This is a genomic window from Roseivivax sediminis (assembly GCF_900112685.1).
In the GTDB taxonomy this organism is placed as follows: domain Bacteria; phylum Pseudomonadota; class Alphaproteobacteria; order Rhodobacterales; family Rhodobacteraceae; genus Roseivivax; species Roseivivax sediminis.
Window position 1 is genome coordinate 77315 of record NZ_FOMS01000007.1, and the last position, 15513, is coordinate 92827.

Here is a 15513-nt window from a genome sequence, read left to right on the forward strand (position 1 = left end):
TCCGATATGACCAAAGACACCCTTAGCGAACAAGTACATCCTGATCTAAACGCGAAGTGTGCGTTTCTGACCGGCGGTGCCACAGGCATCGGCCATTCGATCGCCCGCGGCCTCGCCGCGCAGGGTGTCACGGTTGCCATCGCGGACATCAACGAAGAGGCCGCCAAGTCGGCCGCCGCCGCGCTTGGCGACGGACATGTGGGGCTTGGCGTGGATGTGCGGGATTCGGCCTCGGTCACGCGGGCCTTCGCCCGAGCGGTCGAAATGCTCGGTGCCGTCGACATCTGCATAGCCAATGCCGGCGTGTCTTCCATGCGCCCTGCTGTCGATCTCACGGTCGAGGATTGGGACTTCAACATGAATGTTAACGCGCGTGGCGTGTTTCTCACCAATCAGGCCGCCGCGCGGCACTTCCGGAAAACCGGTACCGGGGTGATCGTCAACACCGCTTCGCTGGCCGGCAAGGTTGGCGCACCCTTTCTTGGCCATTACAGCGCCTCTAAATTCGCGGTGATCGGCTGGACCCAGGCGCTGGCACGCGAGCTTGCCCCCCTCGGTATCCGCGTCAATGCCGTCTGTCCCGGCTTTGTAAAGACCGGCATGCAGGACCGCGAAGTCGAATGGGAAGGCGCGCTGCGCGGCATCAGCGGCACCGAAGTGGTTCAGGACTATATCGACCAGACCCCCCTCGGCCGGCTCGAGACTCCCGAGGATGTGGCCAATGTCGCGATCTTCCTTTGCTCCGAAGCCGCGCGCTTCATGACCGGACAGGCGATCAACGTCACCGGCGGCGTCTACATGACCTGATCGCCACGGGATCAACCGGAAAGGACGGCGCCATGGCAGACATCGTGATGAAAGGCGTTTCGCGCGACTACGGGCACGGCATCTACGGCGTTCGGGACGCCGATCTGGAAATTCGCGACGGCGAATTCATGTGTTTTCTCGGGCCATCGGGCTGCGGCAAGTCGACGACCCTGAGAATGATCGCCGGACTCGAGGACATCACGTCCGGCAGCCTGTCGATCGGCGGGCGCGACATGACGCACACACGGCCGCGCGACCGCAACATCGCTGTCGTTTTCCAGACCTACGCACTTTACCCTCATATGAGCGTGCGTGACAACATCGGCTTCGGCATGAAGATGCGGGGCGTCGGCCGCCGCGAACGCGATGCGCGCATTGTGGCAGCCGCAGATAAACTGGGGCTGACCAAGTATCTCGACCGCAAACCGGCAGCCCTGTCCGGCGGTCAACGGCAGCGGGTGGCGCTCGGGCGTGCAATGGTGCGTGAGCCCGATGTCTTCTTGATGGATGAGCCGCTGTCAAACCTTGACGCGACACTGCGCGCCGAGATGCGCCTCGAACTGGTGCGCCTTCATCGCGAGCACGGCAAGACCACGGTCTTCGTCACCCACGACCAGGTGGAGGCGATGACCATGGGAGACCGCATCTGCATCCTGCGTGACGGGCACATCATGCAGGTCGGTCGGCCGCTGGAGGTCTACGACAACCCGGTAAACATCTTCGTGGCACGCTTTTTGTCTTCACCGCCGATGAATATTCTGCCCGCGACGCTCGCTGAGGGGCGGATCAACACGGAGATTGCGAGTTTCGATCTCGCAGCCGCGCAGAAGCAGGCCTACGCGGCGGCGCGAAACAGGCCGCTCACGTTGGGGGTCCGCGCCGAGGACTTCTACGCAGAACCCGGTATCGGGCGCGTGGCCGTCCGCGGCCGGCTTCAGGTGATCGAGGCGCTTGGCGCCGAGAACATCCTCTTTCTGGACATTGAGGGTCAGCAGATCGCCGCACGCGTCGACCGCCGCTTTCTGCCCGAGACCGGAGCCGATGTGGTTCTGCACCTCGACACCGCCGCCATACACTTGTTCGACGCAGAGACCGAAACCGCTTTCGCGCGGCCCGATCCCGAAAGCCTGCGTGCATGAGCCGCGCCTCCCTGCTCCGCCACGCCGCGCTTGTCGCCATCTGTCTCGTCGTGGCGCTGCCGATCTTCTGGCTGCTGCGCACCAGTCTCGTGCCGCCGGAGCTTTCCTACGATCCACGGATTTGGCCGGAGTTCAGCACCGAGAATTACCGGACGCTGTTCGCCGGGAACGGGTTCGGGCGAAATTACCTCAATTCGATCATCGTTGCGCTTGGCTCTGTCCTGCTGGCAACGCCTCTGGCGGCTCTGACCGGCTATGCCTTCGCCCGGTTCCGTACCGGCGGGAAGGCCGCGCGCTTCGCGGTCCTGGCGACGCAGATGCTGCCGCCTGTGGCGCTCGCCCTGCCGACCTTCATGATCTATCGCGAGCTTGGTCTGACCAATTCGCTGACCGGCCTCGTCATCGTTTACGCGGTGGTGAACCTGCCTTTCCTGACCTGGATCCTCATGGGCTTTTTCGAAGGCATTCCCGCCGACCTCGAGGAAGCGGCGATAACCGATGGCGCCACCAACTGGCAGGCCTTCCTGCTGGTGGTGCTGCCGGTCGCCCGCCCCGGTATCGCGGCCGCGGTGGTGCTCGGCTTCATCCTCGCGTGGAACGAGTTCCTGTTCGCCCTGATCCTGAGCGGGCCCTCCACGGCCACCGTTCCGGTGGCCCTGGCGGCTCTGCAAACCTCGAACGGGGTCGAGATCGGCAAGGTTGCCGCCGGTGTCGCACTGGCCATCGTACCGCTGATGGTCGTGTCGCGCTTCATCCAGAAATACCTCGTCCGCGGCCTGTCCTTCGGCGGTGTCAGCTGACCCGCCGCCGCGGCGTCGCCGCGCACCAATACGAGAGGCCGCACGAAACGGCCCGAAGTCATCTCTGCAACAGGAAAGGATTTTTCATGAAGACCAAGATGACACACGCCTCCTCATTGGCCTTGCTCGCCGGACTGATCGCCTCCCCTGCCATGGCGCAGGACGTCACCATCCGTGCACTTATGGAAGACGTGCCCGAAACCCGCATCATCGAATCCATGCTGCCCGAGTTCATCGAAGAGACCGGCATCGAAGTGGAATTCGAGAAGGTCGGCTATGGCGACATGCACGACAAGCTGGTCGCCCAGCTGGTCGGCGGCACATCCTACTACAACCTGCTCTCGGTCGATTTCCTCTGGGCGGGTGAATTCCCCGAGGCCGGCTGGCTCACCGATCTCACGCCATATGTCGAGGACAGCGATTTCGACATGTCGGGTTTCATCCCCTCGATGCTCGACCTGCTCGGAGCGACCGACAGCAGCCTGCCGATCCTGCCGATGTACAACTATTCGATGGGTCTCATCTATCGCAAGGATCTGCTTGAGGCGCGCGGCGAGTCGCTGCCCGAGACCCTCGAAGGCTATGTCGACCTGGCCAAGGCGGTTTCGGCAGAAGGCGACGTGGTCGGCGCCGCGATGCAGGGCCAGAAGGGCGATCCGAACTCCATGGAGTTCTCCAACTACCTGTTCTCCGCCGGCGGCGCCTATCTCGACGACGCGGGCGAGGTCGTGCTTGACAGCGATGCCGCGGTCACTGCGCTGGGCCTTTATACCGACGCCATCCAGAATGCCGCGCAGACCGGCGCCCTGTCTGCGACCCTGGATGATACCATGCGCCTGATGTGTAGCGGCGAAGCCTTCTCTATGGTCACGTACTGGTGGATGCTGCCGCAGCTGGACAACGCCGAAAACTGCCCGGATGTGGCCGATAAGCTGGCCCTGTCGGTGATGCCGGGCGGCGCGGGGGAATCCGGCGGCTGGGGATGGGGCATCCCCGTCAATGTCTCGGACGCGGAGAAGGACGCCGCATGGACGTTCATATCCTGGGTCCAGAGCCACGACATCGCCGTCCGGCGCGCGGTCGAAGGCCATTCGCCGGTGCAGTCCGACGTATTCTCCGCACCGGAAGTGCTGGAAGCGCACCCCTATTACGCAGATGGCCAGAAGGTCGTCGAAGCAGGAAAATCCTTCCCGATCTTCACCTATACCGCGCAATACGAGGATGTTCTGGGCACGCAGATCTCGCTCGCCGCGAGCGGTGACGCGACACCCCAGGAGGCGATCACTGCCGCGGCCGAAGGTCTTACCGATCTGATGGCCGACTGAACGCCCCGGCCCCGCCCCGGGACCGGGGCGGGGCACCCCATAAGAGCTCCGGAAACCCCGATGTCCGACTACAGCATCTCGCGTGCCCGCCGCCGCCTCGGCCGCCTGTTCGCAGCCCCCGGCCTTAGCGTCCTGGCCCTCACGATGGGCCTTCCGCTTGGCTATGCGCTGGTGATCTCGCTGTCGAACATGACGCTGATACGGCCGAGCCTCACCCCGTTCCAGGGTCTCGAGAACTACGTCGAAGTGTTGTCGGATCCGATGTTCTGGTCCTCACTGGGCGTGACGCTGCGGTTTTCCGCCGCCTCGGTGATCGGCGAGTTCTTGGTCGGCCTCGGTATTGCGCTGCTGCTGACCAAGGTGGTGCGCATGCGCGCGGTCTACTTCGCCATCCTCACACTGCCGATGGCCATGTCGCCGGTCGCTGTGGCGCTGATCTGGAAGATGCTCCTGCAACCCAATCTTGGCATCGTGAATACCGCGCTGGGGGGCCTCGGCATTGCACCGGTTGACTGGTTGGGCACATCCGACCTCGCGCTCTCGACCCTCGTCTTCGTCGAGATATGGCAGCAGACATCTTTCGTGGTGCTGCTGCTCTCCGCGGGCTTGGCCTCCATGCCGCGCGAACCCTTCGAGGCGGCCGAGGTGGACGGTGCCGGCCCTCTGGCGCAGTTCTGGTACATCACGCTGCCGATGCTCCGCCCGGTCGCCAGCATTGCCATTGTGATCCAGCTCATCAACGAATTCCGCACCTATGATCTTGTCTACGTGATGACCAAGGGCGGGCCCGGTATCTCGACCGAATTGTTGTCCTTCTTCGCGTACAAGCGTGCGTTTCAGGGGCTGGCGATCAACGAGGGAAATGCCGCCGCCTTTCTGCTGCTGCTGGTCGTGCTGGGCATCACCGTCGTCTTCTTCTGGCTGCTGGAACGGCGCCGCTGAGATTGGGGGCGAGCCGACGTCTTCGGGGGGCTGGCCTCAGCACCCAAGGTCGCTCCGGCTTGTCCGCCTCCGGAAAGTAGCGGGTTGGTAAGAGCTGCTACGGTAGGCTGAATAGCGCCGTGCCCTGTGGACGCCTTCTTCGCTAGTTTATTGAGGCAAGGAGGCTATGGTGAGCCGCAGCAAGTTCAGCGACCAGTTCAAGTGCGACGCGGTCGCGCAGATCACCGCGCGAGGATAGCCGGTCAGGGAAGGGGCGGAGCGGCTCGGGGTCAGCCCGTATTCGCTCTACGCCTGGACGAAAAAAGTTCGCGGACCCTCGAAGCGAACGCGCGCGGGTGCCATGCGATGCAAGCACAGGCCCGCCGAAAGATCGGGGTCGCGCTTTTCCATAGTGCCGGCATGTCCTGCCACGGCGTCGCCGCGATGTGCCGCGTCTCGTTTCGGACCTCACCCGGCATCCGGCGCGCCGCGTCGAAGACGATGTCGTCCGACTCCGCGAATGTCGGCTCGGTCTTGTTGCGTGCCGCGGTTTCCGCTGCGCCCTCTTCTTCGCGCGCCGTGATCGGATCATCCCTCTGCGCAAGAATTGCCGCCCCCCACACACCGTATCCCTGACCACCCCCGCATCGGGATACTGTTCATGCCGGCATCTGCCGTTCGCGTTAGCAAACCAAAGCGTCGGCAAGAGAAACGGGAAAACTTGATTTGAATTCCGATGGTCGTCTGATCAGCGTTTACCGGGAAGCCGGCCTTTGGTCGGGTCGCCTCACAAAGCAGAAGGCCTCATGAATGTCAGGACCGAGCTTCGAACTCCCCAGGAGCGACGAGACTCCGACGCGTACCACCAAGGAAGCGCTCGAACTTGCGATGCAATCGGTCATCGACGCCTTTTACGAGGAGATCGGCGGCATTGTCACAGGCCTCATGCCCGCCGGCGCCTTCGATGCGAGCGCCGGGAGCTTTCCCGCCGATGCGCTTCACGGCAGCTACTACTTCGTAAGTGTTGCAGGCACGGTCGACGGGGAGGTGTTCGCCGTCGGCGACTGGCTGGTGCCGCTCATAGATAATGCTAGCCCCACGACCTTCGCCGGCAACTGGACGCGGGGCGACTATTCCAAGGTTGTGCATCGGGTATATGACGATTCGACATCATTGGCTGCATCGTTGGAAGGGTCGCGCGGTCAAGGCGCCCTTTGGGAGACTAAGGACGGGTTCCGATACAACGAAGTCGCATCCGGTGCACACCTGACCACGGCCGGCGAGGTGGGGCTCGTGGTGACGGGACGCAATCAGTTCACCCCCGAGGCGTTCGGGGCGGTCGGCGGCGACGCGGCCAAGGACACCGCGGCATGGAACGCGATGCTGCGTGCGGCCATCGGCGCAACGGCAACCGGCCCGGTGCGTGTCTATGCGCGCGGCGACTACCTGCTCGACCAGCTGGACCTGTTCTCGCAGAAGCGGACGGTCGGCACGATGCCGCGCCAGCTCGAGACCGTCTGTTTCGACTTCCTGAGCGCGAAGCTGCGCCACAGCGGCGTCGGCGACGGGATCCTGAGCTGGGAAGGCGCGGGCGAGGAAAGGTTCCTGACCGAGATCGAGGGCGGGCAGTTCATCCCGCATGCGAACACCAAATGGCTCACGCGGTCCTTCGATGCCCGCACCAGCCAGATCAAGCCGGAGATGTGGGGCACCCCGGCCGCACGCTACAACAGCATCGGCCACCTCGCGCTCATCTGGCGCACCTGGTCGGAGAACATGACCTTCGGCGACAAGGGCGGGACAACCGAGGCCCGCAATCTCGCGCACGGTCTCGTCTGCGGGCGCCGGGCCGAAAGCTGGGCGCTCGAAGCCTACTGGCAATCGCCCGCCCGGTTCGTCACCGGCGGCACGAGCCTCGGCACGTACACCGACGACGCGGCAGCAGTGGCGGCCAAGGGCGCCGCCGCGGTCGAGGGGGATTGCTACTATCGCACGTCCGGCGGCACCGCCGGTTTCCGGGTCCATCGCGGGTCCGACTGGGTCGACGCGATGTGGGTGCGCGGCGATGTCATCGGCTGGCGCGAACGCGCGACGGGCACCACCAACCCCTCCTCCCCGGTCAAGGGGGATCTCTACTACAATTCCTCCGCCGCAGAGGTGCGCGTCTACGACGGCTCCGCCTGGCAGGTGGCCCACGAGATCTCGGACGTCGATACCGGGCTCACCAGCGCGGAGAGCTTCGCGCGCATGTCGATCTACGACATGGTGTACGCTTCCTGCTACGACGAATCCTACGACGGCATCGGCATTCTCTGCCTCGGGGGGGCTCTTTACGACAGCCGCATTCACGGCGGGCAAGGCAACGTCACCAATGGCGGCGGCTCGCTGATCTATCTCGACGGCAATTACTTCGTGAACACGACCATTCGCGATTACGGCCTGGAGAAGGCCAACGTCCCGGCCAATGCGCGATCCGTCATCATCCGGATGGGGCCCGACGCGGCGTCCAATCTCAAATTGCCGCATGTCGAGAACATCTCCTGGACCGGGGGGGATGCCGATCAGGTCGATCCGGACGCCGGCCTGATCTTCTCGGGCGAGTGGAGCGGGCTGGTCGATCTCACCGCCGGCGTCCCGGCCACGATCGTTCCGGCCGGCGCGATCAAGCCGGGCGTGCAATTCGAGGTGGTGGTGAGCACCAACGGGAACGAGGTGCTGACGGGGGCTCTGGTCAAGCGCAAGATCGGCACCGTGGCGCTGAAGGTCATCGACCGGAACGCGACGTCTCAGATCGTCCGGTTCACCAAGACGCGCACATTGCCGGCGGTGGCGCATGTCGAAGCCGCCGGCGGCGTGACCATCGTCGAGACCAACGGCCCGCACGGGCTGCGGACCGGGGACCAGGTCAAGCTGATCGGCGTGCAGGGCATGACCGAGATCAATGGCCAGGTCAGCAACATCATCGTGGACGACGCCATCCACTTCCGGTTCCCGAACATCGACAGCGCGGGATACGGCGCCTACACCGGCGGCGGCTATATCGAGAACGGGCTGCTGCCGGGCACCTCTCTGCACCAGATCCATGGCCCCCGCTTCGTCGCGCCCCGCGGCGGATCCCTGGTCGGGATCACCGCGACCACCAGTGCCGACGTGTCCGCCGGATATGTCAACGCCGAGCCGCGGATCTCTCTCGGCGACCTCGACCAGTTCGGGGGCAACCCGGGCCTGGACGCGCGCATCGACGGCGGGTTCTTCGCCAGGACCGACCAGGAGGAAGGGGCCGACACCTTCGCGGCGGGAAACAGCCTCTATGCCGTGATCGAGACCAGCGCCGACTTCGCCGGACCCGACGACATCCAGGTCGATCTCGAGCTTCGGGTAAACGGCCGCGCCGAGTTCGGGCAATCCGCGGCGGGCGATCTGACGCTCAAGGTTCCGGAGGACGCGCCCGATGTGCGGATCGCCACCCGGATCGTCGTGCCTTGAAGACGGCTTCGAGCACCGGTGAAGCTATCTTCAAACCCCTGCCCGCGGCGCCCGCACCCCGAAATCGCGTTGCTGAAAAAACGAACGTCACGCACTGAAAAAATGAACGTCACGCTACAACAACTGTAGGGTGCAGCCTCAGAACCACTACAACCGACCAAACGCGGTTCCCCCGGCCCGCCAATGTAAAAGTTTTTCACATGGCGTCTTGAAGACAGCTCCCGGACTTCCGATCTATTGGATGTGAAAGACGTTCACATCAATGTACGACGGCAACGACGGAGACCGACAATGACCACCACGACCTCTGCCACGCTTCCTGCCAATGCCGGGTGGTTCGCCCGTGCGGAGGCGTGGCTCGACGACAAGGGCAAGGGTGCATGGATCGCCGCCATGGTGCTGGGGTTCATCCTTTTCTGGCCCGTGGGCCTTGCCTTCCTGTTCTACATGATCTGGAGCAAACGCATGTTTTCCTGCCGAAAATCGCAATCGAGCTGGAGAAGCGGACGCGCCGCGATGTCCTCTTCGGGCAACACCGCTTTCGACGCCTACAAGGCCGAGACGCTGCGCCGGCTGGAGGAAGAGCAGGAGAATTTCCAAGCCTTCCTGAAACGTCTGCGCGACGCCCGTGACAAGGCCGAGTTCGACCAGTTCATGGAAGAGCGCGCCCGCAAGAGCGACACGCGCCAGGACGCCGCCCCCGAGACGTATCCCGCGTCGACCGAGACCCGCCCGGGCGCACCGGCCTGAACCGACCGATATCCGGGGCCCCGCGCGGCCCCGGTTCACTCCAAGCCCCGCGAGCCCCATATGACCGACATGGACCAGTATCTCGACCACCACCTGCCCGACCCGATGACCCAGCCCGAGTTTTATGACGGTGTGACCGCGAAGCGCGCGCTGGCCTGGGTGATCGACGTGATCGTCGTGTCGATCTTCGTGGTTCCGGTGGTGATCCTCACCGCGTTCATCGCGCTGTTCTTCCTGCCGGTGGTTATGCTGACCGTCGGCTTTCTGTACCGCTGGTTCACGCTGGCCGAGGGATCCGCGACCTGGGGCATGCGGCTGATGGCGATCGAGCTGCGCGATGCCTATGGCGAGCGGCTCGACAGCGGCACTGCCTTCCTGCACACCGCCGGCTACGCGCTGTCGATCTCGACCGCGATCGTGCAGTTCGGCTCCGCCGTGCTGATGTGCGCCACCGAGCGGGGCCAGGGCCTAACCGACCTGGCGCTCGGCACGGTAATGATCAACAAGCGCGCCTGAGTTCTCGGGTCCGCGCCGCCGCCCCCGGACGGCGGCTTCACCTTTTTTGGGGACTTGGCGCCGCAGGCTGGCGTTGTTACGTTTCTGCCATCCCGATGCCAAAGGTTCTCGATGCGTCACGCGCTTCCCCTCGCACCGCAATTCTACGTGACGGCGCCGCAGCCCTGCCCCTACCTGCCCGGGCGGATGGAGCGGAAGCTGTTCACCGCCCTTCAGGGTGAGCAGGCCGAGAAGCTGAACGATTCGCTGTCCAAGCAGGGCTTCCGCCGCTCGCAGAACGTACTCTACCGGCCATCCTGCTCCGAATGTTCCGCGTGCTTGTCGGCCCGCATCTCGGTCGCGGATTTCGCGCCGTCCAAGAGCCAGCGACGCACGATCAACCGCAACGCCCATCTGGAACGTCGCGCCACGAGCCCCTGGGCGACGGAAGAGCAGTATTCCCTGTTCCGCCGCTACCTCGACCATCGCCACGCCGATGGCGGCATGGCCGACATGGACGTGTTCGAATTCGCCGCGATGATCGAGGAGACACCGATCCGCAGCCGCGTGGTCGAATACGTCGACCGCGAAAGCGGCGGGCTGACCGGGGTGTGCCTGACCGACGTGCTCGATGACGGGCTGTCGATGGTCTACTCGTTCTACGAGCCGGACCTGCCGCGGCAATCTCTGGGCACCTGGATGATCCTCGACCACGTGGAGATCGCGCGCGAGGCCGGGTTGCCTTACGTCTATCTCGGCTACTGGGTGCCGGGCTCGCCCAAGATGGGCTACAAGGCGAATTTCGAGGGGCTCGAGATCTTCCGTGGCGGCGCCTGGACGCGCAAGACGCCCAAGGACGATTTCACCGAGGAAATGTACCCGCACTCGACCGATCCGATCGCCGAGCAGGTGGCGAACATCTCCCTTCCCGACAGCCGGGGCTGACGGCCGGGACGCCGGTTCGCTTCTCTTTCACATCCGGGCAATGCCGTGCCCCGCCCCGCCGGCGCCGGATCGGCCGACCCGTCTGGCGCGATGTTGCCCCTGTGCAGCGTTCGTATGGCGGAGGCGCGTGGGACCCGTGAGGTGCTGACCTCCGGCCGCTCAGCGCCAGGCCCCGGTCCGTCGCGCGCCAGGCACAATTCCCGACGGCCGCACCAATCCCGCTCCAGTCAGGGGATCAAGTCCGGCACGATGGTGACTATGCCGGGGAAGAACCACAGGACCGCCAGCCCGAGGACCTGGATCAGCACGAAGGGCGCCACGCCGCGATAGATGTGCCCGGTCGTGACCGATGCGGGCGCCACGCCGCGCAGGTAGAACAGCGCGAAACCGAAAGGCGGAGTCAGGAACGAGGTCTGCAGGTTCACCGCGATCATGATCGTCACCCATTTGGGGTCGAAAGAGCCACCATAGATCACCGGCCCGACGATCGGCACGACGATGTAGATGATCTCCAGGAAGTCGAGCACGAAGCCCAGGATGAAGAGCACGAGCATCACGATCAGGAAGACCTTGAACTCGTTGTCGAAGCTCTGAAGGAACTGCTGGATGTAGTGCTCGCCCCCGAAGGAGATCACCACGAGGTTGAGAAGCTGCGAGGCGACGAGGATTGTGAACACCATGCTTGTCACCTTCGCCGTCTCGCGTACCGCCGGGGTCAGCACCCGCGCGCGCAAAAGCACCCAACACGCATAGAGGAGCCCGAAAAGCGAGAACAGGAAGGCTCCGTAGGCGACGAGGAAAGCCAGCCAGGATACGAAGCCCACCGCCGATACGTTGATCCTCACGTCGAAATTGATGCCGACGAGCAGCATGATGACGACCGCGATGGTCGACCATGTGATGATCCAGGGATCGCGCCGCTCCTCGCGCAACTTGCGGTAGGCGGCGAGCATGATGGCCCCCGCGGCGCCGAGGGCTGCGGCCGGGGTCGGGTTGGTGATCCCCCCAAGGATCGACCCGAGCACCGCGACGATCAGAACGAGCGGCGGAAAGACCACGCGGATGAGGTCGTTGGTTCCCATCCGCTGCGCCGCATGTTTCACGCCCCAGAGCGCGATCAGCATAGGGACGGCCATGATCGCCACGGTCCCCGCCGGCGAGGTGAACGGGGTGATGAAGAGGATGTCGACGAGGAGCAGCAGGAGCACACCGGCCGCGCCCCCGATCAGCGGCAGCGGGCTCGCGCTCGGCGATACACCGCGCCCGATGGCGAGCGCGAGGCTGAAGAGCACCGCGAAGGTGGCGATGCCGGAGCCGATGGGCGCAGCGTTGGCGGCCTTCTCGGCGCGGGCCTCGACGATCTGCTCGTCGGTGAGACGTTCTGCGTTCTGTACGCCGCCCTGGGCGTCGATCTCGTCCTGTTCGGCGACGGCGCTGTCCCAGGCGGCCTGGCCGTGCAGCTCGATCATGGAGGCCTGGCATTCCTCGCTCACGTTGGTGCGCAGCGATGCGGTCTGCCCGGCGTCCGAGAACCTGTCAACGCGCAGCGACTGGTTGCCGACGACGTTCGTCTGCGAGGCGAGAACCACGCCGAGGATGATCGCGGCCGGCACGAAGAGGAACCAGGTCAGCCCCTCGCCGCGGGTGACGACCTCACCCTCGGCCTGCCCCAGGGCCACGGGGGGCGCCTTGGACGGGTTGAAGAGCGCGAAACAGAACGCGTAGCCGGCATACAGGAAGGCGAGCAGCATCCCCGGCAGCAGCGCCGCCTGGAAAAGCGTGCCGACCGACACCACCGCCGGCTCCCCCAGATAGGTGAGCGCGTCGGAGCAACCGGCAAGCTGCGCGCGCGTCTCCTGGCTCGCCGAATAGAGATCGCCGGCGAGCGTGCCCAGCAGAACGATCACGATGGAGGGCGGAATGATCTGGCCGAGCGTGCCGGACGCCGCGATCACGCCTGTCGCCAGCTCCGGCGAGTAGTTGTTGCGCAGCATCGTCGGCAGCGCCAGCAGGCCCATCGTGACCACCGTCGCGCCGACGATCCCGGTGGAGGCGGCGAGGAACGCGCCGACCACGACGATGGAGACGGCAAGGCCGCCGGGCAGCGGGCCGAAGACCCGCGCCATGGTGGTCAGAAGGTCGTTGGCGATGCGCGAGCGCTCCAGCACGATGCCCATCAGCACGAACATCAGCACCGCGAGCAGAGTCTCGATCGACGGGCCGGCAAGCACCCGTTCGTTGATGCGGTTGGTGATGAACGACACGTTCCGGTCGAGCGCCACTTCCCAGCCGTTCGGGAAGACGGATTCCCCGATCCGCGGCAGGTCCGGGTATCGGAAGATCGAGATCGTCTCGGACCGCACACCCTCGGCGATGAGCGCGCGGTAGCCCTCGGACGAGGTGTCGATGGCCTGGTGGATCAGCAGCCCCGCGCTGTCCAGCCCGGCAATGATCCCGAAGGAGATGACGCCGGCGCCGCCGATGGCGAAGGCCACCGGGAAGCCCGACAGGATCGCCGAGAACAGCGTGACGAAGACAATGATGAGCCCCAGCTCAACTCCATCGAGGCCGAATAGCATGTGGACTGTCCCCGCCGGTCAGATTTCCGCGTGCTCGTGACCGCCCGGATCGGGCGCGTCGAGCACGTCCTTGTCGAGATACTTGTCCTCCGACTCCGGCCCTTCCTTCCATTCCAGGAACGACCGGTAGAGGAAGGCCCAGGCGTGCAGGAAGATGAGCCCGGCCATCAGCACGAGCAACACCTTGAAGAGGAAGTACGCCGAGAAGCCGTTCGGCGAGAAGCCGATCGTCTCCACGTTCCAGCGCAGCGCGCGCGCCTTCATCAGAAGCCGTTCGAGCGGTTCGGAAGCCGACGGGTTGGGCACGATCAGGTGGCGCCACATGAAGAACCACGAATACATCCAGATCAGCACGGCCATCGGCATCATGAAGATCACCGAGCCGACCATGTCGATCACCCGCTTGGTGCGGAAGCTGACCGCCGAATAGACCAGGTCGACGCGCACATGCCCCTTCTGCACGAAGGTGTAGCTCAGGCAGAGCGCGACGATCAGGGCGTTGTAGAACTTCAGCTCCTCGGCCCACCAGGAGACGTCGAACTCCATTGGAATGCCGAGCCCGAGTGAGATCGTGGGGCGCGCGAACACCCGCTGCATGAAAACGATGACGACCTGCTGCAGTACCATAAGAAGGCCCGCCCAGCAGAAAATACGGCCGAGCGTATTGGCAAAGGTCTCGAGGAACCGCACGACACCCCAGAGGAAACCGTTGTTCCACAATCCCACGCCGGTGATCACGAGGAAGAAGGTGACGACGACAAAGAAGAACTCCACCGATCCGCCGTAATAGACGACGCGCATGATCGCCTCGCTCGACGTCCAGTCGAGCCACAGATGCGGTTGCGCGAGCGCTGAGCCCAGGTTCCAGAACGCCATCGCGATGTTCCGGAGCACCCACACAATGCCGTCGAAGAGCCAGACGCCGCCGGCCGCGCTCTCTTCGTCCATGATGTTATCCCTGATGCCGGTTTTCGGTCATTGGCCGGGTTGGCCCGGCGATGCCGGCGCGCTTATGGCGCCTTTGGCAGGCCGGGGCGCGGACGCCCCGGCGAAGTGGCAGGTCGATCAGACGCCGATCACGCGGTTACGCTGCGCGGTGAAGGCGCCTTCCGAACGCTGGATCCAGGCCGCGGATTCGCGCATCGATGCCTGGTAGCTGTCGAAGGTGCGCTTGTAGATGTCGTCAGACATGTACTGCTGGAAGACCTCGTTGGCGGCGTCGCCAAAGGCGGTCCAGATCTCCTCGGAGAATTCGCGCACCTGGACGCCGCCCGACTGCAGACGCTGCAACGCCGCGCCGTTGTTGGCCATGAACATCGACAGCGTCCACAGGTTCGAGGCCGCCGCGGTCGTCTGCACCGCCGACTGGTGCGCCGGCGACAGGCTGTCCCAGACCTCGCGGTTGAGGGCGAGCGACAGGCCGGGGCCCGGCTCGTGGAAACCGGCGGTGTAGTAGATCTTGGTGATCTCCTGGAAGCCCGCCTTTTCGTCCGCCCAGGGCCCGATCCACTCGGTGCCGTCGATGGCACCCGAGGACAGCGCCTGGTAGACTTCCCCGCCCGGGATGTTCTGGACCGACGCGCCAAGCTTGCCGAGCACCTCGCCCCCCTGCCCCGGCATGCGGAACTTGAGGCCGTTGAAATCCTCCGGCGAGTTGATCTCGGAGCGGAACCAGCCCCCCGATTGCGGGCCGGTATTGCCGGCAAGGAACGACTTCAGGCCGAAGATCTGGCCAAGCTCGTCGTGCAGCTCCATCCCGTCGCCGTGATAGTACCAGTTGTTGAGCTCCTGCGCGGTCATGCCGAACGGCAGCGAGGCGAAGAACTGGTAGGCCGGGTGCTGGTTGACGAAGTAGTAATCGACCCCGTGATACATGTCGGCCTGGCCGGCGGTGACCGCGTCGAACACCTCGAACGCACCGACAAGCTCGCCTGCGGCCTTGAGGTCCACGGTCAGCTGGCCGTCGGTCATCTCGGTGATGCGGTCGGCGCAGTACTGGGCGCTGTCGTGCACGCCGGCGAGGCCGCGGCCCCAGGTGGTGACCAGCGTCAGCGTGCGGTTGCCCTGGGCGTAGGCCGGCGCCGCCAGCGTGCTCGCCGCGGCCGCGGATCCGCCCAGCGCGGACGTTCTCAAGAACGATCTACGATCCATGTATTCCTCCCTGTTTGACAAGCGTCGGCCGCGTTCTTCGGTATGCGCGGCGCGGATCGCCAAGTGCCCGCGACCCTATCTTTGGGCAAGCGTCATAGGAAGGGCAAATGCAGTG

12 protein-coding genes and 1 pseudogene are annotated in these 15513 nt (G+C 64.7%); 10 read left to right on the forward strand and 3 right to left on the reverse strand.

Going from position 1 to position 15513, the window contains the following annotated elements; all coding sequences use genetic code 11:
- Positions 1-6 precede the first annotated feature (6 nt).
- The 10 genes and pseudogenes from F3H57_RS12215 (at position 7) to F3H57_RS12260 (ending at position 10668) form a co-directional block, all read left to right on the forward strand.
- Complete coding sequence (locus tag F3H57_RS12215; RefSeq protein WP_149756197.1) at positions 7-807, forward strand: SDR family NAD(P)-dependent oxidoreductase; 801 nt, start codon at positions 7-9, stop codon at positions 805-807.
- A complete protein-coding gene (locus tag F3H57_RS12220) occupies positions 738-1946 on the forward strand; it encodes an ABC transporter ATP-binding protein (RefSeq protein ID WP_223163067.1) in 1209 nt (402 codons plus the stop codon). The genes F3H57_RS12215 and F3H57_RS12220 overlap by 70 nt, the downstream gene beginning before the upstream one ends.
- Entirely contained in the window at positions 1943-2746 is an 804-nt protein-coding gene (locus F3H57_RS12225) for a carbohydrate ABC transporter permease (protein WP_149756198.1), read from the forward strand. Before F3H57_RS12220 ends, F3H57_RS12225 begins: the two co-directional genes overlap by 4 nt.
- Positions 2747-2832: 86 nt before the next feature.
- A complete protein-coding gene (locus F3H57_RS12230) occupies positions 2833-4071 on the forward strand; it encodes an extracellular solute-binding protein (RefSeq protein WP_149756199.1) in 1239 nt (412 codons plus the stop codon).
- Between the two features lie 60 nt (positions 4072-4131).
- Positions 4132-5013 carry a carbohydrate ABC transporter permease gene (locus F3H57_RS12235; protein ID WP_149756200.1) on the forward strand — a complete coding sequence of 294 codons (882 nt, stop codon included), beginning with the start codon at positions 4132-4134 and terminating at the stop codon, positions 5011-5013.
- A 166-nt stretch (positions 5014-5179) separates the two neighbouring features.
- Positions 5180-5317: pseudogene (locus F3H57_RS12240) on the forward strand (transposase); the annotation flags it as partial.
- Positions 5318-5802: 485 nt separating this feature from the next.
- Entirely contained in the window at positions 5803-8478 is a 2676-nt protein-coding gene (locus F3H57_RS12245; RefSeq protein WP_149756201.1) for a ubiquitin-activating E1 FCCH domain-containing protein, read from the forward strand.
- Positions 8479-8769: 291 nt separating this feature from the next.
- Positions 8770-9228, forward strand: coding sequence for a DUF2852 domain-containing protein (locus F3H57_RS12250; protein ID WP_149756202.1), 459 nt, complete (start codon positions 8770-8772; stop codon positions 9226-9228).
- 60 nt (positions 9229-9288) lie between these two features.
- Positions 9289-9744, forward strand: a complete 456-nt coding sequence (locus F3H57_RS12255) for an RDD family protein (protein ID WP_223163068.1) — start codon at positions 9289-9291, stop codon at positions 9742-9744.
- A gap of 111 nt (positions 9745-9855) precedes the next feature.
- Entirely contained in the window at positions 9856-10668 is an 813-nt protein-coding gene (locus F3H57_RS12260; protein WP_149756203.1) for an arginyltransferase, read from the forward strand.
- A 227-nt stretch (positions 10669-10895) separates the two neighbouring features.
- Here the strand turns inward: F3H57_RS12260 and F3H57_RS12265 are convergent, their stop codons facing one another.
- The 3 genes from F3H57_RS12265 to F3H57_RS12275 all read right to left on the reverse strand — a co-directional run bounded on the left by F3H57_RS12265 (position 10896) and on the right by F3H57_RS12275 (position 15398).
- Positions 10896-13247, reverse strand: a complete 2352-nt coding sequence (locus F3H57_RS12265) for a TRAP transporter large permease (RefSeq protein WP_149756204.1) — start codon at positions 13245-13247, stop codon at positions 10896-10898.
- 18 nt (positions 13248-13265) lie between these two features.
- On the reverse strand, positions 13266-14195 hold the full coding sequence (locus F3H57_RS12270) for a TRAP transporter small permease subunit (protein ID WP_149756205.1): 930 nt from the start codon (positions 14193-14195) through the stop codon (positions 13266-13268).
- Between the two features lie 117 nt (positions 14196-14312).
- A complete protein-coding gene (locus F3H57_RS12275; protein ID WP_149756206.1) occupies positions 14313-15398 on the reverse strand; it encodes a TRAP transporter substrate-binding protein in 1086 nt (361 codons plus the stop codon).
- Between the last annotated feature and the right edge of the window lie 115 nt (positions 15399-15513).